Raw genomic sequence first — 25,471 nt, 5'->3', positions numbered from 1 at the left:
CCCATGGGGCGGCTCGGTGGACATGGCGGCTCAGGCCGGCTCGAAGAGGTCCTCAACGCGGGACTCGTCCTCGGGCCCCCATTCGAACGTTCCCCCATGGGCAGTCTCCGGCCGACGATGCCGAAAGGCCATGGGCAGAACCCGCAGCAGGTGGCCGGGCACCACCTCGTCCGCGCCCTCCAACGCGGCCAACGCGCGAGCCGCCAGCGTCGCCACGATCTCGCCACGCTGACCGACGGCCGCGACGCGCTCGGCGGCCCGGGCGCACAGCCGCACCACGTCTTCGGGGATCGGCGTGCCGGACACCCGGTCTCTGGCCTGCTCCAGCTGGTCCCGCCGCGCGTTGTCGTCCCGCGCCGCCTGCTCCAGCCAGACGGACTCCTTCCGTGTCAGCTCCCCCTCGAAGTCGAGCACGGTCCGGATCGTCCGATGACGGGCGTCCGTGTCCAGCTGACTCGCGGCGACCATGAGCCCGAACCGGTCCAGCAACTGCGGCCGAAGACCGCCTTCTTCAGGATTCATCGTCCCCACCAGCCCGAAGGACAAATGCTTGGCGGTGGCCAGCCCCTCCCGCTGCACCGACAGCACCCCTGTCGAGACGACGTCGAGGATGATGTTGACCAGGTGGTCGTCAAGGAGGTTCACCTCGTCGATGTAGAGCAGCCCCTTCTCCGCGGCCTCCTCCAACAGCCCCGGTTGCGGCCGGGGTTCGCCCCGCATCAGAGCGTCGAGTTCCCAGCCACCGACCACCCGGTCGTCGGTGGCGTTGATGGGAAGCGTGACGGGCAGTTCCTCATGCACCATGAGGGCGAAAGCCCGTACGAGAGTGGATTTGGCGGTGCCCCGCGCTCCCGCCATGAGCACACCCCCGATGGGGGGCGACACGTAGTTGAGTTCCAGTGCCAGCTTGAGATCGTCCTGCCCCACGACCCGGCTGTAGGGCAGGATGTGCACGCCTTCCGCCGCACGACTCACGAGTCGTTTCCCCCTCCGCTGCCCGATAACGCCCCGGAGGCACCCGCGGTCCGCCACCTGAAGGTGACCTGGAGCTGAGCCTCTGCTCCGCTCCTGACCAACGCCACCACGCCGGCGTCGACCTTGATGGCCAACTGCATCTCGATCTCGTCCGGCCGCAGTTCCTCCGCCATCTCCCCGAACCGCCGCACGGCTTGGGCCGCACAGCGCCGAGCCAGGTCAAGGCCCTCGGTATAGGCGTCTTGAGCGACCTGGACGACTCGCCGGGCGGAGCCGCCGTCTCTGGTCTTCTCGTCGCCGTAGATGGCATCCAGGTCGTCGAGCGACTCTCCGACCAGATCTGCTTCGACTACGACCGGAATGGGCCCGTCGGCCCCCTCCGGAACGGGTCCCACCAAAATCACCACACGTCCCCCTGACTAACTCTCGTATAGCGTGCGGCAGTTGAGAGAACTGGGTCATTCCCCGGCGCGCGAGAGATCATGCGCACCGGGAACCGACACCGCGCCTTTCACACAGTCAAAGGCTCGAAGTCCCAGTAGGGGCGCTTACGGGAACGGGCAGCGACCGTGTGGACATGCTGAGGACCAAGAGTCTCGGACAGGTCCGCCAACGCTTCCTGTTCGATTTTTTCGGCCTGCTTTCGACCCCGCAGGTCTCGGAGATCGGCTGCGAGAGCGATGCGAGCGGAGAGGGTCAGAGGGTGGGTGCGCCCCAGTGTCTCGGTGGCTCCGGCGATGGTGCTCTTGCTGAGGTCTGCGGCGGCTTCGGGGTCACCGGAGAGGTTTCGGATGAAGGATGCGTTGATGGCACAGCCGAGGGTCCAGGGATGACCCTCTCCGACTGTTGCAGTCATGTCAGTGAGGGCTCGTTCGGCCGTTGTGCGTGCCTGGTCCCGCTCTCCGACATTGCAGAGGATCAAGGAATGGTTGGACTGGCTTCCGGCGACATACGGATGCCCTTCCGAGTGCGCCGACTCATAACGCGCAAGCACGGACTCGCTGACCGCCCGTGCCTGGTCGATATCGCCGTGCTCGCGAGTGAAGCAGGCGAGAGCTGCGGCAAAGATCAACGTCCACGGGTGTGTTTCCCCGTGTACGCGCTCCCCACGTTCTAACACCCGGGCAAGCAACGGGCCAGCTTGACTCCGGCCACCACCGCGGTAGAGGCACAACGCCAAGTTATATTCTCCGAACAACGTCAAGGTCCGGTCAGGTCCAAGGACTCTGCGCAACTCACTCAGGGCATCCCTCTGGATGGACTCGGCTGCGCCATAGCGCCCCAGAAGACGCAAATCAAGGGCATAGAAGGTTGCCGAATACAGAGTATCTGAATCTCTCGCTGAGAAACCCTCCGTACGCAGTCGCAGAGTTTCCCGATCCACCGCCAAGGCTTCTTCATAGCGCCCCAGAAGCCTCAACGAAACCGCCAGGTTGTTCTGCGCACGCAGGGTCACGCGATCCGATTCACCAAGAAGGTCGTGCCATGCCGGGACGAGCCACTCGGAGAGCTCCAGAGCTTCCTTATAGCGAGCAAGACCACGCAGGTCAGCCGCCAGACCATTGGTTGCGCGCATTACCTCCAGGCCTTGATCCCTACCATGCCTCCGCAGGGATTCGACAACCGAACGCCCTACCTCCTCCGCACGCCGGTAGTCACCCACTGCCCGCAGAAGGTTGGCGTAGTGATGAGCCAATTCCCAGAAATTTGGATGCCCATCACTCAGTAGGGCCCGCCAGGCCTTCATAGCAAGTCCACCGAGTTTGAGTCCTGCCGCATACTCGCCCGACTGGCACATGTAGGAAAGGCAATTGAGAACCAGTCGCTGAACTGAACGATCCTCACTCTGGAGTACATCCGCATACTTGAGGTGCGGCACGATCTCCGCGTACTTGTCCCACGACCGAGTGTCCTGGGGACTCCGGGGATCAGCAGCCACCAGCGCCCGCCGTACGACATCAACAAAAACCCGGCTGTCCTCATCCGACATGCCCTGATGAACGATCTGATGCACCATGCGATGCAAATAGAAAGATTGCCCAGTCGAGGCATCCTCATCAGTGACCGTCTCATGCGACTCCAGGCGCACCACCGAATACTGGCGCAACTGATTTATCGCCCTGATCCACAGGGAGGGATCACCAAGCAATCCAGCAAGCCGCTCGGGCAGTTCCTCCGTCGGCAACTTCCTCAGCAGCCCAACAGGAACAAAGCCAGGCGCAAAGAACGTACACAACCTCAACAAGTCGACCGACTCCGGAACGGTCTGCCTCAGCTTCCTCAAAAGGATCGACCAGGCCTGCTGGAACGCCGTAGGAGAGTCCTCTGAAACCCTCACCATGCTTCGGTCGATGCCACCCTCCAGCATTGCGATGTAGTCCGGCACCGACAATTCGGAGTCGTCCAGCCAGCCGGCCGTCTGGTCCAGAAGCAGCGGCAGATCCTCCAACGCCTCGGCCAGTTGACCGGCGTCCAAATCCGTCAATCGCGGAGCCCTCCGACGAATGAAGGCCACAGACTCATCGCGCAAGTAGACCGGCACCTCCATCAACTGACTGTTGTACTGCCGCCAATCCGGATTCCGCGAGGTGATCAGGACGTTCCCCGGTCCGGTAGGAACAAGGTTCGAGATCTGCCCCGGTTCATCCGCACCGTCCAGGATCAGCAACCACCGGGCATAAGGCTCACCTCGACGCAGCGCGTCAGCGACCGCACGCAGCCGCTCGCCGTAATCGGCCCCTGTCGATAAACCGAGCCTCGGCGCAAGCTCGGCGAGACGACGCCGATACGTGGCCGGCGTCTCCGAATTGACCCACCACACGACGTCGTATTCCGACCCGAAGCGATACACATACTCCGCCCCGAGCTGGGTCTTCCCCACTCCTGGCATCCCATGGAGGGTCAGGACTCCGGCTCCCGGTTCGGCGCTCTGCAACAGGTGATAAGCGTCGTTCAACAGCGATTCACGGCCCGTGAACCGAGTGTTGCGCCGAGGGACCCGGCCCCAGACCTCCGGCATGGCCGCCGGAAAACGTGGTCCGCGCCGCACGCCACCAACCGGCTCCAGCACAGGTTCACCAAGCATGTCGAGCCGGTCCAGCAGACGCCGCTCGGCCTCCTCAGCCCCCACATTGATCAGGTCGAAGGCAGCAAGGACAGCGGTGGCCGTCGGCACCGGAGCCGTAGTGACGGACACTGCCGCGAACTTCTCCGGGTCGGGTGCCACCACCTGCCGGAGCGCGTTGTTCCACTCCTCGTGCGTACGCGGCCCCAGCTGGAAATACCACTCGCTGACGACGATCAGAATCCGCCCCTGAGCAAGCTTCAGGGACTCCAGGAGATCGATGAGCGGAACTTCCGGCGGAGCGTCCCACCGCGCGTACACGACACGGCGACCGCGCCGCTCCAATCGGTCCCCGATCCAAGCCGCCCAAGCCCTGTTGAACCCGGCGAAACTGATCGTGACAGTCTCTCTGGTCGCACGCCCGTCAGGCGGCGCAACTGACGTGCGGATGCCAGACATGCATCGACCTCCCCCGTCGAGGCACTCGGTGCCCGTGCGTGAGTGTAGAGGCGGGCAGAGTGCCGGAACAGGGCGCTTTCAGCACCCGTGGAGTTGCGCGGTGCTCCTGCCCGCGCCTCCACAGCCCTCCCGTCCGTCCACCCGCGTCATTGTTCGTGATCTTGCATGCGCGCGGGAACGATCAAAGAAACGTGAGGGCACCCCCCATCACCCACTTGGCGCAGCATTTTTCAGCCTCCACTGCCGATGCAGCCGATCTACGTACGTCCGGGCGTTCTCCCGGGCCTTCGCAGGTGGTGGGTCCGCGTCCATGCGCACACCCTCTTCGGTGAGCATGTCGACCAGAAGGCGCCCCGTGGGCGTCAAGTGATCCACTTCGGTGATCGCCGGGAGCACCGCTCTCACCTGCTCCCGGTGGCGCGCGTGCCTGTCCCATGCGAACTCCCGCTGGAGGGGCGACATGGCAGTGGCGAGAGCGCATCGCTGGAAGAAGTCCGAAAGTGCGAGGTGGCTGTACACCCCATGCAGGAGAGCTTCGTACGGCCTTCTCGGCCCGGGACGCCAAGGAGCGAAGAACCGTTCCTCCGGCCCCGCGTGATGCAACACCACCATCTCGCTCAATGCCGCCAGTTTGGCGTGCTGTATCTCGTGCACCAAAGTCGCGGCGAAGGCGACCGGATTGGGCGGAAGACTGCTGAGAACGGCGCCGAAGGCCTCCCTCCGGGTCCCACTGCAACTCCCGGTACTGCGCGTCTGTGCGGTCAAGACGTCGGGCGTGGCCAACGGCACCACACACCGCAGAACAGCCACGGCCTCCGCCACCCGATGCTCACCCCCGAGCCGCAGCAGTGCCGCAGTACCCGTCCAGGAGCGCAGCCACCCGGCCCACCCCGCTCCATCGACGTTCGCGGGACCGCTCGGGTCCTGCTGACGGGCCTGAGGGCCGGCGACACGGTAGGGATCGGCATCGTCGAGCGGAACGGCCTCAGCGCCGGGCACCAGGCCAGGCAAGACCTTCGCCGGGGTCCACGCTGGCGTATCGGACCGCGCGGACGTGCCATCCGCGTTCAGGCGGACCGAGGCGTCTGCCGCTGCCGCGCCCTGCTGCCGAAACGTCATCCGCTCCCCCCGAAGGGCGACATCGACCGGCACCTCCCCCGCATCGGCCGTCCGCAGCACCCCCAGCGAGGGAATGACCAGAACCCCGTCACGCGCCACGAGCCGCACCGCGAACGGCACCCGCGCCCGGACAGCCGCCGCCACCGCGAGCGCACTGAAATGAGCGAGGTCACGTTCAAGCAGCCACACTCGCCTCGTCCCCTCTTCAACCACGCCGTCGCCCCCCACCACCCCGCCCCCCAACAAACGCAGGCAGTTCCGAGCCCACGGCCCGACCAGCGGGTAGAGCAGCCGATCCAGAGCAGCCGAGGCCCGGATGCCCGCCCCCGGCCACGCCCCCGCACCGGCTCTCTCTCCCGCCCGGTCCGCGGCCTCCAGCAAGGCCCAGTCCTCCCGAAGACGGGCACGCACAGGCTCCGGACAGACACGCGTATCGGCAGCCTCGACGGTATCCAGCACGGCTCGCAGCAGAAGCAGCCGACGCGTGTGCTGATCGCGGACAAGCAGGGCGAGCGTGTCGGGACTGCCTGCCGTACGCCCCAGTTCACGCAACGAAGCCTCGGGAAGGACCGCCGATATCACCGGGAGTCTCCTCGGGTGAGGCGAGTTCCGACCGGCACGGCGGCTCCCGATGCGTCCGCAGCCTCGACAAGCCTCGCGGCGACGTGCCGGATGAACCTCTGTAGGTCGGCGCAGTAGACCGAGGGATTGGCGAAGCCGTGCCCGGCCCGGTAGCGGTGGGCGTAGTGACCGCCGCCGCACACCGACACCAGCGGACATGCCCGGCACCGCGCCCCCAGAGCGGCGGCTCCGGCCTGCCGTGCGGCGACGCCGGGGTGGCGCAACGCGTCGTCGAAGCTGTGCTGAAAGACATCAAAGCCGGTCCGAGAAGCGCCGGCCGCAACGGACTTGAGGGAATCCACCTGCTCGATGGAACCGTCCGTCTCGACGACGACCGCGTCAAAGGGCGCGAGCCCGAGCGACTCCGTGCCCGCGGGCAGCCCCAGCAGCAGCGCGATGCACTCCTCGAACAACCGCACTCTGGTCTCTTTCCGCGCTCCGGTCTCTTGCCGCGATCCTCGCCACCACCGGTCGAAGACCGCGCAGAGCCAGTCGCCGTAGAGGGCCCTTCCCCTGTCCGTGAGCGTCGCAGCCACATGCGGCGGCGGGGCGGACCAGTTCCCGTGGGGCAGCAGCAGATCCAGGGCGGGTGGGCGCAGCTCCAGGAGCGACTCGTACAGCTCGACGGGATCGGTCGTCGGATCCACGACCGTGAGGATGCCGGCGTACGACTCCGGAAACCGGTCGGCCAACAGCCTCGCGCCGCGCACTGCGGCGGGCCATGACGGACGCCCTGCGTGATCGACCCGCTGTGCGTTGTGGTCGGCGCGTCCGCCATCGAGGCTGATGCCCACGCGTATGCCCTGACGAGCGAGGACGGCGATGCGGCGCTCGGTCAGCAAGGTGGCATTGGTCTGGACGATCGGGTGCACGACACACGAACCGGGAACTACGCGCCGTACGTCAGCCGCGAACCGAGCGAGCGTGTGCGCTCCGGCGAGCAGGGGCTCCCCGCCATGCATGACCAGCGAGGCCGATCGCAGGCGGTGTGTCGCCGCGTGTTCGGCGATACGACCGGCAGTGCGCTCCAGGGTTACCGGCGACGCGGCCGCGGGACGATCCTGCCAGGTGCGATCCGGACCGGCATATAAGTAGCAATACCGACACGAAAGGTTACATATTCCGTACATTTTTACGATGAACTGGCGAAGGGGGGTAGGGCTCGGCACTGGCGTCGATCCAGCGATCACCATGTCGGACACCTGAGCACCCCCCTGTGCACGGCCGTCCAAGGCGCCCTTCCCTGCACTCTCCGCGCCACAAACGCGCGCGTCGGAAGGTGTCCTGTTCGACTGACGGAACGGCCGGAACCATCCATCCCCGACGGGAGAAGGCATCAGAACGAGTTGTTGAAACCCCACAGCATTTCGGTCGGCTCGACCGCCCGGTCCCTCAGCTCCTCCAGCACCTCGGCGAGAACCGGGTGTTGAATGGTCCGCAGGTCCGCGAGGTTCAGTGCCAGGAGATCGGGAAGTTCGGCGGGACCGGAAGGCGGCTGCTCGCTGTCGGGCAGATCATCCAATTCGCCCATCCACCGTCTCCCTCCCCGTATCCCCCACGCACCCCCGTTCCCGTGCCGGGTGCGCCACCATCTCGTAGGACATACCCAGTGAGCGGCCCGCCTGCGCACGTCTCCTCAGGACAGCGCCGACTCGCGCGTCCGGCCGCGTCAGGCGCTTCTATCCTTGTCCCAGGACCATTCCTTCCTCCGACCTTCGTTCGAAACTTCTGGAGCACCGTCCATGTACTTCACCGACCGTGGCATCGAAGAGCTGGAGAAGCGGCGCGGCGAGGAGGAGGTCACCTTCGAGTGGCTCGCCGAGCAGCTGCGGACCTTCGTCGATCTGAACCCGGACTTCGAGGTGCCGGTGGAGCGGCTGGCGACGTGGCTGGCGCGGCTGGACGACGAGGACGAGGAGTAGGCCCTCTCCCGGAGAGTGGTTGTCGAGCGGGGCGCCTTCGGGTGTCCCGCTCTTCGTGTACGTCCTTCACGCGCGCGTCCCTCGTACGACGCACCCCGCGCGCCCGTCCCCGTCAGTCGCGCGGGACGGCCAGGCCGTACGCCAGTCCCAGCGCGCCGTGGGCCACGAGGAGCGCCCCTGCCGTGATCCAGCCGCCGCTGTGCCGTCGTACGCCCCAGGCGGCGAGGGGGAGGCCGACGGCGACCTGGGCGAGGGCCAGGGCACGGAATCCGGGGCCGCCCGTCCGGGGGAGCCAGGGGGTGGTGGCGGGGCTGCCCTCGACGGCGTCCGGTTCAGCGCGAGCCATGGCGCGCCGGGCCACAGGCTCGATCGGGCGGGCGTCCGGCTGGACGCGGGCGACCTCGCGGAGGCGGTCGGCGGGCTCGCCGGGGGCGAGGCCGGCCGGGAGGGCGACCCCCACGCGCGTGAGGACGGCGAGCAGGCCGCGCAGGCGGGCGCGGGCGTCGGCGCCCGGGTCCGGCTTCGTCAGTCGGTCCAGTCGGTCCAGTCCGTCCAGTCGGTCCAGTTCGTCCCGGGACTGGAGGTCGAGGCCGAGGCGGGTGGCGAAGGTGCGCATGGCCTCGTCCTCGCCGGCCGGGGTGCCGTTGGCGAGCCAGACGTAGCCGACGGGGCGGCGGAAGCCGGAGACGAGGGTGTAGCCGGCCCGGTCGGCGTCCCACCACAGGGCCAGGACGGGCCACGGGGCACCGACGGCGAGAGCGGTGGCCCAGCCGGTGAGCACGCGGTCGACGGGCTCCTCGCCGTGCAGCCACGGCTTGCCCTCGGGCACCAGCACGCTCCACCCCTCGCCCGCCGGCGTGAGCAGCATGCGTTCGCGCAGCAGCTGGGCGACGGAGGCGACGGAGTCCGGCTCCGACCGGCAGAGCAGCAGGGCGCCGGGGGCGGGACCAGGACGGGAGGCTTCCGGGGGCATGATCACACATTAGGGCGATTCGCCCCTGTTTGAGCACTTTTGAGGACCCGGACGTCCCCAGAAAGAGTGTCTTGACTTTCCGTGTCCGCGATATATCGTGAATTACACGAAGACGCGATATGGCGCGTTGCGACGGGGAGGTCTGCACCATGTCCGAGTGGTCCGTCACGGAGCCCACGAAGCTCACGTTCGACGATCCCGTCACGACCCTTCACGTACGCATCGTCAGTGGAACGGTGAACGTGGTGGGCACGGACGAAGGTTCCGCACGCCTGGAGGTCTCCGAGATCGAGGGCCCACCCCTGGTGGTGACCCAGGAGGGCGGCACGCTCACCGTGGCGTACGAGGACCTGCCCTGGAAGGGCTTCCTCAAGTGGCTCGACCGCAAGGGCTGGCGCCGGAGCGCGGTCGTCTCCCTCGCCGTACCGGCCGAGACGCGCGTCGAGGTGGGTGTGGTCGACGCGGGCGCCGTCGTCTCCGGCCTGCGCGGGCAGTCGGTCGTCAAGGGCGTCACCGGCGACACCACCCTCGTGGGGCTCTCCGGCCCGGTGCGCGCCGACACGGTCTCCGGGAATCTGGAGGCCCAGGCCGTCACCGGCGACCTCCGCTTCAACTCCGTCTCCGGGGACCTGACGGTCGTCGAGGGCTCGGGCCCCTCGGTGCGGGCCGACTCGGTCAGCGGCTCCATGATCGTCGACCTGGATCCGGAGGGACCCACGGACATCAGGCTGACCAGCGTCTCGGGCGAGATCGCCATCCGGCTTCCTCAGCCCGCCGACGCCGAGGTCGAGGCGAACACCGCGAGCGGCACCATCTCCAACGCCTTCGACGGCCTGCGGGTCCATGGCCAGTGGGGTGCCCACAAGGTCACCGGCCGACTCGGCGCGGGCACCGGCAAGCTGCGCGCGACCACCATCTCGGGCTCCATCGCCCTCCTGGGCCGCCCGCCCCGGGAGGACGAGGAAGAGCCGTGGGACGCTGCGCCACCGCCGGCGCAGGACACCGTGCCGGTCGCCGACGACCCGGCGGACGGCGTGCGGAACACCTCGGGGGACAATTCCGTTTCCGGCCGGGGCGAGGGCGCCACCGATGCCCCGGCCGACGGCACGACCGACAAGAAGGTGCTCTGACATGCCCCCCGTCTTCGCCCACGGCCGCCTCCGCCTCTACCTGCTGAAGCTGCTGGACGAGGCCCCGCGCCACGGCTACGAGGTGATCCGCCTCCTGGAGGAACGCTTCCAGGGGCTCTACGCCCCCTCCGCGGGCACGGTCTACCCCCGCCTGTCCAAGCTGGAGGCCGAGGGCCTGGTCACCCACACCACCGAGGGCGGCCGCAAGGTGTACGCCATCACGGACGCCGGCCGCGCCGAACTGGCCGACCGCAGCGGCGAACTGGCCGACCTGGAGCTGGAGATCAGGGAGTCGGTCGCGGAGCTAGCCGCGGAGATCCGGGCGGATGTGCGCGGCGCGGCGGGTGACCTGCGACGCGAGATGCGTGCGGCGGCCTCCGAGGCTCGCCGGGGCACCGGCGCCAAGCCCTCCGGCGAACCGGGCGGCCCGTTCGGCGACTTCACGGACCACACCGACAAGGAAGCCTGGCGTGTCGCCAAGGAGGAGATGCGCCGTGTCAAGCAGGAGTGGAAGGAGCAGGCCAGGCGCGCCAAGGACGAGAGCCGCCGGGCCCGCGAGGAGGCCCAGCGAGCCCGCCGCCAGGCCAAGGAGGCCCAGGACCGCGCCAGGGAGCAGGCCCAGGAAGAGGTCCAGCGCATCGCCCGCCGCGTCCAGGAACAGGTACAGGACCACTTCGCCCGGGGCGACTGGCCCACGGGCGTCCGAGAGGGCCTGACCGAACTGGCCAAGGAGTTCGGCGAGTTCGGAAAGGACTACGGCAAGGAGTTCGGCAAGGACTTCGGCTTCGGCCGAGGCACCACCACACCCGCAGAAACGACTGAGACCGGGGCAGCCACCCCCACCGGAGAGCAGCCCCCGAAGCACTCACCGAAGTACTCGCACACCCCGAAGTACTCGCAGAGCCCGGAGTACTCGCAGACACCGGAGGACTTCCCAGCCGAGTACGAACCGGCATGGGCCCACGAGGACTCCACCGGCGACCCCGCCCGCGACCTGGACCGCCTCCTCGACCGCTTCCGCGACGACATCCGCGACGCGTCCCGGGACCACGGCGTCACAGCCGACCAACTCCGCGACACCCGCCGCCACCTCTCGACGGCGGCGGCACACATCGGAGCGCTGCTGCGCGCCCCGAAGCCCTGAGCCCCTCAGCCGGCCTTGGCCTGCCCCTCCCCGTACAACACCCGCACCACCGACTCGTAGGTCACACCATGGTCGGCGAGCACCTCGGCGGGGACGCCGGGCCGGGCGGCCAGGGCCAGCAGGATGTGCTCGTCACCGACGTGACGGTCACGCCGGGACAGGGCGATGCGCAACGCCCTCTCCAGCACATCCTTGGCATCCCGCCCGAAGGAACGGCGCCCCGACCACCACCCCCTGTCCTTCCTGTCGCCGGACATCGCCCCGACACCGTGCACTTCCTCCACCCGGGCGACGATCTCCGAGACGTCGATCCCCAGCCCCGCCAGCGCGTCGGCCTCGGCCTGGGACAGCCCGGCCCGCCGCCGCGCCAGCCCGAGCGCGTCCCGGACCGCGTCCCTCCGCTCCACAAGCCCGAGCGCGGCCAGCGCGAACGAGGCGCGACTGCCCTCCCGGTCGAGCAGCGCAAGCAGCACATGCTCCGCACTCACCGTCCGCTCGCCGGCCCCCTCCGCGTGCTCGACCGCCCCGCGCACCACGTCCCGGGCGTCCTTCGTGAACCGCTCGAACATCAATGCCTCCCGTACTTCTTGTGCACGGCCTGCCTGCTCACACCGAGTTCCGCGGCGATCTCCTGCCACGACCACCCCTGATTGCGCGCACTGCGCACCTGCACCGCCTCCAACTGCTCCAGCAGCCTGCGCAGCGCGGCGACGGCCCGCAGCCCGATCCGAGGATCGCGATCACCCGCCCGCTCGGCGAGATCCGTTGCTTCGGTCATGATGTCAACCTACGTTGACACCCCCCACATGTCAACCACGATTGACAGCGACCGACCACCACCCACCAACCGCCGAACACAAACGGCCGGCCCCATCCAGGACCGGCCGCAGACCAAAACAAAAGAGGAAGCACACTCACCCGCTGGTGAGCACGATCTTGCCGAACTGCTCACCGGACGCCAGCCGTTCAAAGCCCTCCCGCGCCCGATCCAACGGCAGCACCTCATCGATGACGGGCCGCACGCCAGTAGCGGCACAGAAGGACAACAGATCCTCCAGCTCGTCCTTGGTCCCCATGGTCGACCCCACGACCTTGAGCTCCAGGAAGAAGATCCGGGTCAGCTCGGCATGCGAGGGCCGATCCCCGCTCGTGGCACCCGAGATGACGAGCGTGCCGCCCGGCTTCAGCGACTTGACCGAGTGCGACCACGTGGCCGCCCCCACGGTCTCGATCACCGCGTCCACCCGCTGCGGCAGCCGGGCCCCGGACTCCAGCGCCTCCACGGTCCCCAACTCCACGGCCCGCTTCCGCTTCGCCTCGTCCCGGCTCGTCGCGAACACGCGCAGCCCCGCGGCCTTCCCCAGCACGATGGCCGCGGTGGCGACCCCGCCTCCCGCACCCTGCACCAGCACGGAGTCACCGGGCCGCACTCCCGCGTTGGTGAAGAGCATCCGGTACGCCGTCAGCCAAGCGGTCGGCAGGCACGCGGCCTCCGCGAACGACAACTCCTTGGGCTTCGGCAGCACGTTCCACGTCGGCACGGCCACCTGCTCGGCGAACGTCCCCTGGTAGCGCTCGGTGAGAATGGACCGCGGCTCCTTCGGCCCGACCCCGTGCCCGCTCTGCCCGATCACCGAGTGCAGAACGACCTCGTTGCCGTCCTCGTCCACCCCGGCCGCATCACACCCAAGGATCATCGGCAGCTTGTCCTCGGACAGCCCCACCCCTCGTAGCGACCAGAGATCGTGATGATTCAGCGAGGCGGCCCTGACATCGACCACACTCCATCCCTCACGGGGCCCGGGAGCCGGCCTCTCCCCCAACTCCAGGCCGGAGAGCGGCTGGTCACGATCGATTCGAGCGGCGTAGGCAGCGAACATGCGGACGACGATAGGCGTCGCCTCTTCCTCACGGAACCAGGCGCCCCTGTGACACACGCCCTCTTGCCAGGGGCTCCGCCCAGAGGGTGCGGTGTGAGGTCGTATGGCGTCTGCGGGTAGGTGGGGGCTGGTCGCGCAGTTCCCCGCGCCCCTTGGGTGGGTGTGGTTGCCCTGGGTCTGGCGTGCGGGTTTCGCCGTCTGGGGTGCCTTGTTCGGTCGTATGGCGGCTGCGGGTCCGTCGTGGCTGGTCGCGCAGTTCCCCGCGCCCCTGAAAAGCGGAAGTCGCCGTCGGGCATGAGGCACCCTCCGGGCGGTGGGCGCCCTGGCCGCCCACGGCGGTAAGGGGACGGGGCGGGGGGTGTCCGCCCGCAGCGGCCGGCGTCCGACACGGAGTACCTCTTGGCCCGACAGCACCGCCGGACCGAGGACGGAGACCCCCCGACCCGGCCCCGACCCACCCACCGGACACAAGGCGCTACACACGCCCCCACCGAACCCGCACACCGCGCCGCGAGGCATCCGACACCCCGCCACCCAAACAGCCGCACCCAAAGGTAAAGAAATGGCCCCGCCCACCAAGGACGGGGCCACCACGAACGTCAGCGGCGAGCCACGCCCTCGGCCCGAGCCGCCGCGGCCACGGCCGCGGTCACGGCAGGAGCCACGCGCTCGTCGAACGGCGACGGGATGACGTAATCGGCGGCGAGGTCGTCGCCCACGACAGACGCCAGCGCCTCCGCGGCCGCGAGCTTCATGCCCTCGGTGATCCGAGAGGCCCGCACCTGAAGGGCCCCCGCGAAGATCCCCGGGAACGCCAGCACGTTGTTGATCTGGTTCGGGAAGTCCGACCGCCCGGTGGCGACGACGGCCGCGTACTTGTGCGCCACATCCGGATGCACCTCCGGATTCGGGTTGGCCATCGCGAACACGAAGGCCCCCTCCGCCATGGACGCGACAGCAGGCTCCGGCACCGTACCGCCGGACACCCCGATGAAGACGTCGGCGCCTTCCAGCGCGGCCTCCAGCGACCCACTGAGACCGGCCTTGTTCGTGAACCCGGCCAGCTCCCGCTTGACGGACGTCAGATCGTCCCGGTCGCCCGACACGACACCCTTGCGGTCGGCGACGGCGACGTCCCCGATCCCCGCTTCCACGAGCATCTTCGCGATGGCGACACCGGCGGCCCCGGCCCCGGAGATCACGACCCGCAGATCCCCGATGGACCGCCCGCTCAGCCGCGCAGCGTTCCGCAGGGCGGCCAGCGTCACGACAGCCGTCCCGTGCTGGTCGTCGTGGAAGATCGGGATGTCCAGCCGCTCCTGCAACCGACGCTCGATCTCGAAGCACCGAGGCGCCGAGATGTCCTCCAGGTTGACGCCGCCGAACGACGGCGCGAGCCGCACCACGGTCTCGACGATCTCGTCGACGTCGGTGCAGTCGAGCGCGATCGGCACGGCGTCGACCCCACCGAACTGCTTGAACAGAATCGCCTTCCCCTCCATCACAGGGAGGGAGGCCTCGGGCCCGATGTCACCGAGCCCCAGCACAGCCGTACCGTCCGTCACGACGGCCACGACCGACGACTTCCACGTGTAGTCGTGGACGAGTTCCGGGTTCTCGGCGATGGCGCTGCACACCTTCGCCACGCCGGGCGTGTACGCGAGGGACAGGTCGTCCTTGTCGCGGACGGGCACGGTGGCCTGCACGGCCATCTTGCCCCCGCGGTGCAGCGCAAACGCCGGGTCGAAGGAATCGAGGGGCTCCGCCCCGCCGTCCTGGCCCGTATCACTGTCGCTGCGAGGATTGACGATCTCCGCTGCCACTTTGTTCTACCCCTTAGGTCTTCATGGTTTGAGGGTGGCCACTCCTGGTTGAGAAGTGGGCGGGCACCGCGTACAGCCCTGGCCGTGTGATGCGTACGGACCGGTACGCGACGGGCGCGCCGCACACGCGCCCTGAGCCCCGGATGAGGGGTGTAAAGAACCTTCTTACCGGACGGACGCCACCGAGGACGAGTCCGATTCCCCGCCGACGAGTGCAATACGTGCAAGGTCACACACCGGGGCCCGGAGGGCTCCAAGCCGGTGACATGAATCATGACGAAATATCCGGACAAGGTCCTCAAGAACTCCTTGACGACCGCGCCAGAGGCGCTCGACCCGGCGGACGGCACCCCGCCCCCTCGCCCGCTTCCCGGAATATGCCGAAGATCTTCCGGCCGGAAGCACAGATTCCCGCAGATGGTGCGGTCGGGATGTACCGACCTGATGCGGTTCGGGGGTCACCCGTTATCCGATTTTGACATGGTCGGCACCTCGAACGCCTCCGTCCGAATGGCAGGATGCCGTCATCACACGAGGTCGCGACACTCGAAGACGTGTGCTCTCGTCGACCCAGAAGCCAAGGCGACCGCCGAACCCATCGGTGGCCGTCCGCCCCATCGGCAACTCCACCCATCCGCCGGAGGAACCCACCATGACCGCAAGCTCCACCCGTCGTTCGACCGCCACGCACAACCGCCTGGCAGCGGTCGGTGCGATCGCGGTCGCAGGCGCCCTGCTGCTCACCGGCTGCGGTGACCAGACCAAGGACAAGGACTCGGGCGGCGCGTCCACGAACTCGGCCCCGCTGGCCGACAAGCTGCCGCAGGCGGTCCGCGACAAGGGCGTCATCAAGGTCGGCTCCGACATCGCGTACGCGCCGGTCGAGTTCAAGGACAGCTCCGGCAAGACGGCCGGTATCGACCCGGACCTTGCGGCCGCCATGGGCAAGCAGCTCGGGGTGAAGTTCGAGTTCCAGAACGCCACGTTCGACACCCTGATCGGTGGTCTGGCGTCCAAGCGCTACGACATCGCCATGTCGGCCATGACGGACACGAAGGACCGCCAGGAGGGCGTGGACTCCGACACCGGCAAGAAGGTCGGTGCGGGCGTCGACTTCGTCGACTACTTCACCGCGGGTGTCTCCCTCTACACGAACAAGGGCGACGACCAGGGCATCAAGACCTGGGACGACCTGTGCGGGAAGACCATGGCCGTGCAGCGCAACACCTTCTCCCACGACCTCGCCAAGGACCAGGCGGCGAAGTGCAAGAAGGACGGCAAGGGGACCCTCAAGATCGAGGACTTCGCGACCAACCCCGAGGCCGAGACCCGGATGCGCTCCAAGGGCGCGAACGTCGTCTCCGCGGACTTCCCGATCGCCGCGTACTCCGTGAAGAACGCCGGTGGCGGCAAGTACTTCGAGATCGTCGGCGACCAGGTCGAGGCCGGCCCGTACGGCATCGCCGTCGCCAAGGACAACACCCAGCTGCGTGACGCGCTCCAGGCGGCCGTCCAGGCGGTCATCGACAGCGGCGAGTACAAGAAGATCGTCGAGAAGTGGGGTGTCGCGGACGGCGCGATCACCGAGGCCAAGATCAACGGCGGTTCCTGAACCGGCCCCGTTCGACTCGGCTCTGAAAGGCTCCACACGTGACTGTTGACGTCCACAAGTCGGACGGTTCGGGCGCGAAGCCCCCCGCCGGACCGGAGGCCATCAAGGCCATCCCGGTCCGGCACCCGGGGCGGTACGTGTCCGCGGTCGTCGCCCTCGCCCTGCTGGGCGCGGTCGTCTACGCCTTCGCCCAAGGCAAGATCAACTGGGGTGCGATCCCCGAGTACTTCTTCGACAGCCGCATTCTCAAGGGTGTCTGGAACACGCTGCTGCTCACCGTGCTGTCGATGGTGATCGGCATCGCCGGCGGCATCATGCTCGCGGTGATGCGCCTGTCGAAGAACCCGGTGACCTCGTCCATCGCGTGGTTCTACATCTGGTTCTTCCGCGGTACGCCGGTCCTGGTCCAGCTCTTCGTCTGGTTCAACCTGGGTCTGGTCTTCGAGTACATCAACCTGGGCCCGATCTACAAGGACTACTGGTCGTCCTTCATGACGCCGCTGTTGACGGCGCTGCTCGGCCTGGGCCTCAACGAGGCCGCGTACATGGCGGAGATCTGCCGTGCCGGTCTGCTCTCGGTCGACGAGGGCCAGACGGAGGCCTCGCACGCCCTGGGCATGAGCCACACCAAGACGCTGCGCCGGATCGTCATCCCGCAGGCGATGCGCGTGATCGTGCCGCCGACGGGCAACGAGGTCATCAACATGCTGAAGACCACCTCGCTGGTCTCGGCGGTGCAGTTCGCCGACCTCTTCAAGCAGGCCCAGGACATCGGCCAGAACGCGGGCTCGATCGTCGAGATGTTCTTCCTCGCCGCCGCCTGGTACCTGATCATGACCTCGATCCTGAGCGTGGGGCAGTACTACATCGAGCGGTACTACGCGCGCGGCTCCAGCCGCACGCTGCCGCCGACGCCGATGCAGCGCCTCAGGGCCGCCGTTCTTCCCACGCGCCGTCCCAAGGGAGTCACGGCATGACGCAGCCCTCCCCCGCCATGGTCAAGTCCGAGGGCGTCCACAAGTCCTTCGGCCCCGTCGAGGTTCTCAAGGGGATCGACCTGGAGGTGAGGACCGGCGAGGTGTTCTGCCTCATCGGCCCCTCCGGCTCCGGCAAGTCGACCTTCCTGCGCTGCATCAACCACCTGGAGAAGATCAACGCCGGTCGGCTGTACGTCGACGGCGAGCTGGTCGGCTACCGCCAGAAGGGCGACAAGCTGTACGAGCTGAAGGACAGTGAGGTCGCGCTGAAGCGCCGGGACATCGGCATGGTCTTCCAGCGCTTCAACCTGTTCCCGCACATGACGGCCGTGGAGAACGTCATGGAGGCGCCGGTCCAGGTCAAGGGTGTCGGCAGGACCCAGGCCCGGGAGCGCGCCCGGGAGCTGCTGGACCGCGTGGGCCTGGCCGACAAGGCCGCCACCTACCCTTCGCAGCTCTCCGGCGGCCAGCAGCAGCGCGTGGCGATCGCCCGGGCCCTCGCCATGGACCCGAAGCTGATGCTGTTCGACGAGCCGACCTCGGCCCTGGACCCGGAGCTGGTCGGTGACGTCCTCGACGTCATGCGCGACCTCGCCGAGTCCGGCATGACGATGGTCGTCGTCACCCACGAGATGGGCTTCGCCCGCGAGGTGGGCGACAGCCTGGTCTTCATGGACGGCGGTGTGGTCGTCGAGGCCGGCGACCCGCGCGAGGTCCTGACGAACCCGCAGCACGAGCGGACGCAGGCGTTCTTGTCCAAGGTGCTCTGACCCGGCGTACGGGATCCGTCGTACGGGATCCGGACCACGACGAAGGGGCGGTACGGGGATTCCCGTACCGCCCCTTCGTCGTGATCCGGTGCCGACGCCCGGCTACCGGCGCAGCGCTTCCACGGGTGGGATGCGGGAGGCCCGCCAGGCCGGGTAGAGGCCCGCGAGCAGGCCGGCGGCCAGGCCGAGGGCCGGGGCCAGGGCGAGGGCGGTGGGGTCGAGGACCGGTGTCCACTGCCGCGCCGCCGAGACGGAGACGACGACCACGGTGCCGACGGAGGTGCCCACCAGACCGCCGACGAGGCCGAGTGCCGCGGACTCGGCCAGGAACTGGAGGGTGATGTGGATCCCCCGGGCCCCCAGCGCGCGGCGCAGCCCGATCTCTCCGGTGCGTTCCATCACGGCGACCAGGGTGGTGTTGGCGATGCCGACCGCTCCGACGACGAGGCACACCCCGGCGAGCAGCAGGAACAGCTGGTTCAGGTCGTCGCCGACCGCGCCGCGCAGCGACCGCGGGTCCGGGGGCGGTGTCACCTTGAAGTACTCGGGGTGTTCCGGCCGCAGGGCGACGGCCGCCTCGTGGGCGAGCTGACCGGCCGCGCCGAGGCGGGTGGCGATGAGCATCCGGGCCCCCTCGTCGGCCGGTGCTCCCCAGGTCCGTTCGGCTACGGAGCGCGGGACGGTGACGGACAGCAGGAGCTCCGGTTTCCGCTCGACGTCCTCCAGGATGCCGATCACGGTGAACGCGGTGCCGCCGATGAAGACGGCGGGGTGGGTGCGCAGCGTGGTGATGCCGAGGCGTCGCGCGGTCCCCTCACCGATCACGGCGACCGCCTGGCGTCGGCTCTCGTGGAAGCCGTCGAAGGCCCGTCCCTGGACGAACCGGGCATCCGTCGCCGACCAGATCCCGGGGGAGGCGGCGACCACCTGGGTGCCGGAGTCGACGCGGTCGGCCGTGCCCGCGGGAGCGGCTCGCACCGCCTCCTCGGGACCGAGCCGGACGTCCCAGTACACCCCGGCGGCGAGCGCGCCGTTGAGCCGGGTGATCCGCGCGTCGGCGTCGTCGGGGAAGGCGACCTCGGGGGCGGCGGCGTTGCGGGGTCCGACGTCGGTGACGTCGACCTCGGTCGCGGTGAGCAGGTTGAACCGCGCGTCGATCTGGGACGCGGCGGTGCCGGTGAGCCCCAGGACCGAGATGAACGCCCCGACTCCGAGGACGGTGCCGAGCGCGGTGAGGACGGACCGGGCCGGTCGCTGGAGAATGCCGGCCACGGCTTCGGAGAACAGGTCGCGGACGGCCAGCCGGGACCGTCCCTGGCCTGGGCAGGAGGCCCCCGGGCCGGGGTGGAACCGTCCCGGAGTGAGGCGGGACGTGGACTTGGTCATGCCGCCCCCGTCCGTTGCCGCGCGGGTTCCGACAGCACGCCGTCGCGGATGGTGACCGTGCGCTGTCCGTGCCGCGCGACCTGGGCGTCGTGGGTGATGACCACGAGGGTCATGCCGTCGCGGTGCAGGGTGTCCAGCAGGGCGAGCAGGGACGCGGCGGTGTCGGAGTCGAGGTTCCCGGTCGGCTCGTCGCAGAGCAGCAGCGAGGGCTCGCCGACCAGGGCGCGGGCGACCGCGACGCGTTGGCGCTCGCCGCCCGACATCTGGGTCGGCAGGGCTGTCGCCCGGTGCCCGAGGCCCACGCGTTCCAGCACGGCCGTGGCCCGCAGACGCCGCTGTCCGCGGGGGACGGACTGGTAGAGCATGGCCAGCTCGACGTTCTCCAGCGCGCTGCGGTGGGGCAGGAGATGGAACGCCTGGAAGACGAACCCGATGTGCTCCCCGCGGAGCGCGGCCAGGCGGGAGGCGCCCATGGCCCTGGTGTCGATGCCGTTCAGCAGGTAGCGGCCCCGCGTGGGCGCGTCCAGCAGGCCCGCGATGTTCAGCAGGGTGGACTTGCCCGACCCCGACGGCCCCATCACGGTGATGAACTCCCCGCTGTCGATGCGCAGATCGCAGGGGCGCAGGGCGTGCACGGCGGGAGGCCCGGGGTAGGTCAGCTCGACGTCCCGGAACTCGATGACGGGGGTGCCGTCGGTGGAGGTGGTCACGACCCGCCCACACCCGCTCGCGGCTGCACTCCTACGACCACCTCGGCGCCGGCCGCCAGTCGCGCCCCCTTGCGCGGGGTGACCTGGACGAAGCCGTCCCCGGACACTCCGACGGTGACGGGGATCCGGCGTTCCCTGCCGTCCTTGCGCTCGGTGACGCTGGTCAGGCCGTCGGCGCCGGTGGACACGGCCGACGAGGGCACGGCGAGGACCTTGCCCTTCGAGGAGGCCGCCACGACCGTCAACTGCACGTTCTCGCCGTTCAGTTCGGTCGGCAGGGGCCGGGACGGCGTGACCTTGACGGTGTACTTCTCCGCCCCGGTGTCCTGGCCGGCGTCCTTCGCCGAGTCGCTCTCCCTGCCCACGGATGTCACCGTTCCGGTGAACTGGCGCCCTGTCGTCTCCGCGTAGACGCGTACTTCCTGGCCCGGGCGGATCATCCCCTTCTGCTGCAAGGTCACGGACCCTTCGACGGTCAGCGCGCCGGCCGACAGGGACATCAGGCCCTCCCCGGCCTCGTCGCCGACCTTGGCGCGCACGTCGTCGACGTAGGCGGGGAAGGACCGCACGAACATCACTTCCGAGATCGGCAGGACGGGGACGGGGGACGGCGCCCTCGTCCCCGGCGCCTCGACAGTGGGCGCTTCGTATCCGATGGAACGGTAGAAGGAGGCCACGGCCTTCTCCGTGCCGGCGCCGAAGACACCGGAAGGGTCGGTTCCCGTGGGATGGCCGGAGGCCCGCAGCGCGGCCTGCGCCTGGGCGACGTCCTCCCCCCGCTTGCCCCGGGCGAGGTCGCGATAGGCGGGCACGGCACCCTTGAGGACGAACAGCGGACGTCCGGACACCTCCAGCAGGACCTGCCCGGCGCTGATCTTCCGTCCCGGGGTCGCGTCGACCCTGGTCACCACGGACCGGGCGATGTCCTTGTCGGCCTGGGGCCCGGCGGAGACGTCCATGTGCTGGGAGGCGGTGACCTCTCCCCGGGTGATCAGGGACTGGGAGATGACCCGCTGCTCGACCGCCGCCGTGAGGACGGACGGTGCCGGCGGTGCCGTGTCCGCGGCGGCCTGCGCGGGCGACTTGACGACCAGCGCCGCCCCCACCCCGGCCCCGGTGCACACGAGAGAGGCGAGGACGAGGGCACCGAGGGCCCGGCGGCGCCGTACGAGGCCGCTCATGAGGAGCCGACCACGACGTCGGCGGCCTTCTTCACGGCGTCGTCCAGGGACTCGCGTTCCTTGTTCAGCCGCTCGGCCTGTGCCTCGATCCTGTCGTGCTGGATGGCGACCTCGGCGTCGAACCAGACCTTGGCGACATCGCTCTTGTCCCGGCAGGTGATGTCGGCGGTCGCCGTCCTGATCTCCAGCGGGGTGACCTCCTGGGTGCCGAAACGGGGGTCGTCGCTGGCGTCCAGCGGCCGTTCGTAGGCGAACCCGCTCGCCTTCATGCAGGACGACCAGGTCTTGAACGCCTTCATGACCTCGGGACTCTGCTGGGACTCCGCGAAGGCCTCGTTGCTGAGCGTCTGGGCGACCGTGGTGTCGAAGGCGTCGGCGGAGACCTTCCGCTCGGCCTCGCCGAGGCAGCCTCCCTCGGGGACGGACCTGCCGCCCACCTCCTTGATGCCGCCCTGGAGCACCCGAGCCTGCGGGCCGGTGTCCGAGGTGCGGTCCAGCGCGCCCACCTGGGCGGCCCGGTCGTAGGCCTCCTGCTCCGCGGCGGCGGGCTTGTAGCCGCGCTCCTGGGCGAGGGCCATGTCGTGGATGCCGTAGCGCCAGTCGACGAGGGTCTTGGGGCCGAGGCGCGGCAGGTCCTGGGCGGGCTGCCAGGTGAGGCCGAATCTCTTCATGCAGTCGCCGGCCACGGTCTTGCGCGCCTGCGAGACCTGCTTTCTCTCGCTGTCCGAGGGCAGATATCCCTCGATGGGCAGGACCCAGGTGGCGGGGTCGGCCGCGTTGAAGGGAAGGGTCGGGTTCGGGGTGACGATCGCGTGGTTTCCCGCGGCTCCGTCGGCCGAACAGCCGGTGGCCGATATCACCGAGATCGCGACCACGAGTGCCCCGGGGCCAATGCGCTTGATTCTTCTCAGCATTCCATGTTCCCGCTGTCGGACCCGCTGTCGGAAATGGGCGTGACCGCTGCCGCCCGTCGGGGCGCGGCAGCGGTCCAGGGGCAGGTCAGAGGGTCTGCCAGGCGAAGGAGGCGTTCTCGTTCTTGACCACCGTGAGGTTGTGCCCCGTGCGGGGGGTGGTCCAGTTCGCGGAGCCCTTGTAGCCGCTGTTGTAGTACGTCACGGCGTAATAGGTGCTGTGCTTGTTCTTCACCGACGCGGCGTTGTTCTTGATGCCCTGGCCGTTGCCGTTTCCGCCGTGGCAGAAGTTGAGCGGCTGGGTGCCGCCCTGCGGGGCGCCGCCGATGCGCTCGTCGGCGAAGTCCCAGACGCTGTAGCCGATGTTCCGGTAGGCGCCGCCGAAGTCGGAGTTGTAGTAGATCGCGTACTTGAAGTCCGATGCCGCCTGGGACTTCTCACAGGCCTCGGGGCTGAAATGGTTGTCGAATCCGTCCGCCTGGGCGGGAGTGGCCATACCGATCCCCAGCGCCACCACTGCTGCCGCGAGGGCAGGAACCTTCATTCTCACTGCGTTTTCCCTTCAGGAGGGAGCGAAGCACGCGGGCGCAGTCGTGGCATGCACGGGTCGCCGGCATCGCGGCATGACGAAACCCCACCCCCGTAGCGACGATTGCCCCCGGTCGTTGACTACGCGCGCCTCGCCGGAGCGGTCGAGATCCCCTGGACGCGGCCGCAAACGTAGCCTCGGGTTCGTGGCGGGCTCAAGGGGTTCATGGGGTTCCTGGGACGGTTGACGTAAAGCCGCCATCCGCGAAAGGGCGGCACGAATTCCGTGCCGCCCTTTCGCTCTTTCCCGGTGCGCTACTTCAGCGCCAGCAACAGCGTGTCCGACGGCGAGCACCACACCGGCCGCGCCTCCCCGAACCCCTTCTCCCGCAGCACGCGCGCGTGCCAGGCGGCGGCGGGCATGTCGCCCTCCGCGTGCTCGCCGTAGATCTCGAAGCGGCGGGCGGTCGGTCCGGCGAGGACGGGGTCCTTGCCCGCCAGCTGCCACCACTCGGCCCAGTCGAGGGCGCCGTCCCGCTTGGCCTGGTCCATGCGGGCGTGCCGCTGGGCGCGCTCGGCCGCGTTGATCCGGGGCGTGGTCTCGTCGATCATGTGGTCCGCGTTCATGAACACACCGCCGTCGCGGACGAGTTCCGCGAGCCGGCCGTAGAGGGCCGCGAGGGGTTCGCTGTGCAGCCAGTGCAGGGCCGTGGCGGTCAGGACGGCGTCGTAGGAGTCGTACGGCAGCTTCGAGGGCCAGCCGGGGTCCTTGAGGTCGGCGGTGACGAAGGTGACGCGCTCGTCGTCCGCGAAGGTGCCCTCGGCGATGGCGAGGAGGGCCGGGTCGAGGTCGACGCCGGTGCTGGTGGCCCCGGGGAACCGGTCGAACAGGCGGGCGGTGATGCTGCCGGTGCCGCAGGCGAGGTCGAGGACGCGCGGGGCGGTGCCGACGAGTGCCTCGACCATGTCGAGCATGATCCGGAAGCGCTCCTCCCGGTCGGGCATGTACCACTCCTGCTGGCGGTCCCAGCTCTCCTGCCACGCCCGCCAGTCGGCTGCCGTCGTCGTGAGGTCGGTGTCCGTCATCGAGCCCCTCCATCGCGTACGTCACGTAATACCCTGGATGCACGACCGGCTGTTACTCCGACCGCCCCCCGACCATAGAACGCCTCCGTAAGGACTACAAGTGGAACTGGCCTATTACTCGGACTACGCGGTACGTCTCGTCAACAGCGAGGAGCCGACGCGGGGCAAGGACACGCTGACCTCGGTCGAGGCCGTCCGCGATCTGTTCGGCGGCAACTCCTCGGCGGCCCGGCGCGCCACCGAGTCGGACGTGACCCGGTTCCGCTCGGTCCGCGGGCGGCTGCGCGCGGTCTTCGAGGCGGCGGACGGCGGCGACGAGACGCTCGCCGTGGACCTGCTGAACTCGCTGCTCCTGGAGTTCCCGGTCAGCCCCCAGATCTCCGGGCACGACTTCCGGGACGACGACGGCCGCCCGCTGTGGCACATGCACCTCGCGGACCACCCGTCGAACGCGACCGCGGGCTACGCGGCGATCGCGGCGATGGGTCTGGCCTTCCACCTCACGGAGTACGGCGTGGACCGCCTCGGCCTGTGCGAGGCGTCACCGTGCCGCAACGCCTACCTGGACACCTCCACCAACCGCTCCCGGCGCTACTGTTCCGACCGCTGCGCCACCCGCGCCAACGTGGCCGCCTACCGCGCCCGCAAACGCCTGGAGGCCGACCGGTCGCAGAAGACGGGCCTGGCGGCCGACAGCGCCCAGCGCACCGCCGCGAAGAGCGAGCGCTGATCCGGCCGGCGCGGCCGGTAACGGAAGCGGACCTTGCCCAGCACCAGTTCGTCGGGCACGACGCCGTAGTCCGTGCTGTCGCCACCGGCGTACGCGTTGTCCCCGAGCACCCACCAGCCGCCCTCACGGCGTTCGGTGGCCCGCTTGACGACGAGCAGGTCCTGCTGGAAGGGATGGCGCAGGACGACCACGTCACCCGGTCCGACCCTGGCCCCCCACTGCACCAGGAGCCGGTCGCCGTGATGGAGGGTGGGCACCATGGACGGCCCGGTCACCTCCGCCGGCCCGAACGGCAGCAGGGCAACCCTGCGCTCGGTCTCCTGCGACAGCTCCGGCATCTCCGGCACCTCCCCGGTCCGTTCATCCACCAGTCTCAGTCTGACCCCGGACTTTTGTCCTAAGCCCATGGGGGCACCCGCGAAATCCCCTCCCCCGGGGAGTAATGTCGCACCTGAGAAGACGATCACGAG

Annotated in this window: 25 protein-coding genes; 7 read left to right on the top strand and 18 right to left on the bottom strand. The window is 69.0% G+C overall.

Going from position 1 to position 25,471, the window contains the following annotated elements; genetic code table 11:
• Positions 1-30 precede the first annotated feature (30 nt).
• From SLINC_RS30230 to fxsA, 6 genes are all read right to left on the bottom strand, one after another.
• Positions 31-975, bottom strand: a complete 945-nt coding sequence (locus tag SLINC_RS30230; protein WP_067439481.1) for an AAA family ATPase — start codon at positions 973-975, stop codon at positions 31-33.
• On the bottom strand, positions 972-1,382 hold the full coding sequence (locus SLINC_RS30225) for a CU044_2847 family protein (RefSeq protein WP_225988312.1): 411 nt from the start codon (positions 1,380-1,382) through the stop codon (positions 972-974). The genes SLINC_RS30230 and SLINC_RS30225 overlap by 4 nt, the downstream gene beginning before the upstream one ends.
• A gap of 104 nt (positions 1,383-1,486) precedes the next feature.
• A complete protein-coding gene (gene fxsT / locus SLINC_RS30220; RefSeq protein WP_067439475.1) occupies positions 1,487-4,498 on the bottom strand; it encodes an FxSxx-COOH system tetratricopeptide repeat protein in 3,012 nt (1,003 codons plus the stop codon).
• A 207-nt stretch (positions 4,499-4,705) separates the two neighbouring features.
• Positions 4,706-6,199 (bottom strand): aKG-HExxH-type peptide beta-hydroxylase, encoded by a 1,494-nt coding sequence (locus SLINC_RS30215; RefSeq protein WP_159425371.1) that lies wholly within the window; start codon positions 6,197-6,199, stop codon positions 4,706-4,708.
• Positions 6,196-7,431: an FxsB family cyclophane-forming radical SAM/SPASM peptide maturase gene (locus SLINC_RS30210; RefSeq protein ID WP_067439472.1), complete on the bottom strand. Its 1,236-nt coding sequence runs from the start codon at positions 7,429-7,431 to the stop codon at positions 6,196-6,198. Before SLINC_RS30210 ends, SLINC_RS30215 begins: the two co-directional genes overlap by 4 nt.
• 143 nt (positions 7,432-7,574) lie before the next feature.
• Positions 7,575-7,769 carry an FxSxx-COOH cyclophane-containing RiPP peptide gene (fxsA, locus tag SLINC_RS30205; protein WP_067439469.1) on the bottom strand — a complete coding sequence of 65 codons (195 nt, stop codon included), beginning with the start codon at positions 7,767-7,769 and terminating at the stop codon, positions 7,575-7,577.
• Positions 7,770-7,980: 211 nt separating this feature from the next.
• Between fxsA and SLINC_RS30200 the strand changes: the two genes are divergently transcribed.
• Positions 7,981-8,160 (top strand): DUF6104 family protein, encoded by a 180-nt coding sequence (locus tag SLINC_RS30200; RefSeq protein WP_023586593.1) that lies wholly within the window; start codon positions 7,981-7,983, stop codon positions 8,158-8,160.
• A gap of 112 nt (positions 8,161-8,272) precedes the next feature.
• On the opposite strand, the gene SLINC_RS30195 is transcribed toward SLINC_RS30200, so the two are convergent.
• Positions 8,273-9,133 (bottom strand): hypothetical protein, encoded by an 861-nt coding sequence (locus SLINC_RS30195; RefSeq protein WP_067439467.1) that lies wholly within the window; start codon positions 9,131-9,133, stop codon positions 8,273-8,275.
• 149 nt (positions 9,134-9,282) lie between these two features.
• Here SLINC_RS30195 and SLINC_RS30190 point away from each other — a divergent pair, with 149 nt between their 5' ends.
• Positions 9,283-10,263, top strand: a complete 981-nt coding sequence (locus SLINC_RS30190; RefSeq protein WP_067439464.1) for a DUF4097 family beta strand repeat-containing protein — start codon at positions 9,283-9,285, stop codon at positions 10,261-10,263.
• 1 nt (position 10,264) lies between these two features.
• On the top strand, positions 10,265-11,407 hold the full coding sequence (locus SLINC_RS30185) for a PadR family transcriptional regulator (RefSeq protein WP_067439461.1): 1,143 nt from the start codon (positions 10,265-10,267) through the stop codon (positions 11,405-11,407).
• A gap of 5 nt (positions 11,408-11,412) precedes the next feature.
• On the opposite strand, the gene SLINC_RS30180 is transcribed toward SLINC_RS30185, so the two are convergent.
• The 4 genes from SLINC_RS30180 to SLINC_RS30165 form a co-directional block, all read right to left on the bottom strand.
• A complete protein-coding gene (locus SLINC_RS30180) occupies positions 11,413-11,976 on the bottom strand; it encodes a Clp protease N-terminal domain-containing protein (RefSeq protein WP_067439458.1) in 564 nt (187 codons plus the stop codon).
• The gene (locus SLINC_RS30175; protein WP_067439455.1) at positions 11,976-12,185 is read right to left on the bottom strand and encodes a helix-turn-helix domain-containing protein; all 210 of its coding nucleotides are present in this window, start codon (positions 12,183-12,185) and stop codon (positions 11,976-11,978) included. Before SLINC_RS30175 ends, SLINC_RS30180 begins: the two co-directional genes overlap by 1 nt.
• 136 nt (positions 12,186-12,321) lie before the next feature.
• On the bottom strand, positions 12,322-13,287 hold the full coding sequence (locus SLINC_RS30170; RefSeq protein ID WP_067445862.1) for a zinc-binding dehydrogenase: 966 nt from the start codon (positions 13,285-13,287) through the stop codon (positions 12,322-12,324).
• Positions 13,288-13,886: 599 nt separating this feature from the next.
• Entirely contained in the window at positions 13,887-15,110 is a 1,224-nt protein-coding gene (locus SLINC_RS30165) for an NAD(P)-dependent malic enzyme (RefSeq protein WP_067439452.1), read from the bottom strand.
• Between the two features lie 652 nt (positions 15,111-15,762).
• Between SLINC_RS30165 and SLINC_RS30160 the strand changes: the two genes are divergently transcribed.
• From SLINC_RS30160 to SLINC_RS30150, 3 genes are read left to right on the top strand one after another with little or no spacing between them, the layout of a single operon-like run.
• A complete protein-coding gene (locus SLINC_RS30160; protein WP_067445860.1) occupies positions 15,763-16,722 on the top strand; it encodes an ABC transporter substrate-binding protein in 960 nt (319 codons plus the stop codon).
• A 38-nt stretch (positions 16,723-16,760) separates the two neighbouring features.
• Positions 16,761-17,699, top strand: coding sequence for an amino acid ABC transporter permease (locus tag SLINC_RS30155; protein ID WP_067439449.1), 939 nt, complete (start codon positions 16,761-16,763; stop codon positions 17,697-17,699).
• Entirely contained in the window at positions 17,696-18,469 is a 774-nt protein-coding gene (locus SLINC_RS30150) for an amino acid ABC transporter ATP-binding protein (RefSeq protein WP_107406699.1), read from the top strand. The genes SLINC_RS30155 and SLINC_RS30150 overlap by 4 nt, the downstream gene beginning before the upstream one ends.
• Positions 18,470-18,571: 102 nt before the next feature.
• On the opposite strand, the gene SLINC_RS30145 is transcribed toward SLINC_RS30150, so the two are convergent.
• The 6 genes from SLINC_RS30145 to SLINC_RS30120 all read right to left on the bottom strand — a co-directional run bounded on the left by SLINC_RS30145 (position 18,572) and on the right by SLINC_RS30120 (position 24,271).
• Positions 18,572-19,855, bottom strand: a complete 1,284-nt coding sequence (locus SLINC_RS30145) for an ABC transporter permease (protein ID WP_079164803.1) — start codon at positions 19,853-19,855, stop codon at positions 18,572-18,574.
• The gene (locus tag SLINC_RS30140; RefSeq protein WP_067439446.1) at positions 19,852-20,565 is read right to left on the bottom strand and encodes an ABC transporter ATP-binding protein; all 714 of its coding nucleotides are present in this window, start codon (positions 20,563-20,565) and stop codon (positions 19,852-19,854) included. Before SLINC_RS30140 ends, SLINC_RS30145 begins: the two co-directional genes overlap by 4 nt.
• Complete coding sequence (locus tag SLINC_RS30135) at positions 20,562-21,746, bottom strand: peptidoglycan-binding protein (RefSeq protein WP_067439443.1); 1,185 nt, start codon at positions 21,744-21,746, stop codon at positions 20,562-20,564. The genes SLINC_RS30140 and SLINC_RS30135 overlap by 4 nt, the downstream gene beginning before the upstream one ends.
• On the bottom strand, positions 21,743-22,660 hold the full coding sequence (locus SLINC_RS30130) for a hypothetical protein (protein WP_067439441.1): 918 nt from the start codon (positions 22,658-22,660) through the stop codon (positions 21,743-21,745). Before SLINC_RS30130 ends, SLINC_RS30135 begins: the two co-directional genes overlap by 4 nt.
• Before the next feature lie 85 nt (positions 22,661-22,745).
• Positions 22,746-23,201 (bottom strand): hypothetical protein, encoded by a 456-nt coding sequence (locus SLINC_RS30125; protein ID WP_107406698.1) that lies wholly within the window; start codon positions 23,199-23,201, stop codon positions 22,746-22,748.
• A gap of 299 nt (positions 23,202-23,500) precedes the next feature.
• Entirely contained in the window at positions 23,501-24,271 is a 771-nt protein-coding gene (locus SLINC_RS30120) for a class I SAM-dependent methyltransferase (RefSeq protein WP_067439436.1), read from the bottom strand.
• A 100-nt stretch (positions 24,272-24,371) separates the two neighbouring features.
• Between SLINC_RS30120 and SLINC_RS30115 the strand changes: the two genes are divergently transcribed.
• The gene (locus tag SLINC_RS30115; protein WP_067439433.1) at positions 24,372-25,001 is read left to right on the top strand and encodes a CGNR zinc finger domain-containing protein; all 630 of its coding nucleotides are present in this window, start codon (positions 24,372-24,374) and stop codon (positions 24,999-25,001) included.
• Here the strand turns inward: SLINC_RS30115 and sodX are convergent.
• The gene (gene sodX / locus SLINC_RS30110) at positions 24,905-25,339 is read right to left on the bottom strand and encodes a nickel-type superoxide dismutase maturation protease (RefSeq protein WP_067445854.1); all 435 of its coding nucleotides are present in this window, start codon (positions 25,337-25,339) and stop codon (positions 24,905-24,907) included. The genes SLINC_RS30115 and sodX overlap by 97 nt on opposite strands.
• Between the last annotated feature and the right edge of the window lie 132 nt (positions 25,340-25,471).

This window comes from Streptomyces lincolnensis, from assembly GCF_001685355.1.
GTDB lineage: Bacteria > Actinomycetota > Actinomycetes > Streptomycetales > Streptomycetaceae > Streptomyces > Streptomyces lincolnensis.
This window is presented reverse-complemented; position numbering and strand designations above follow the sequence as displayed.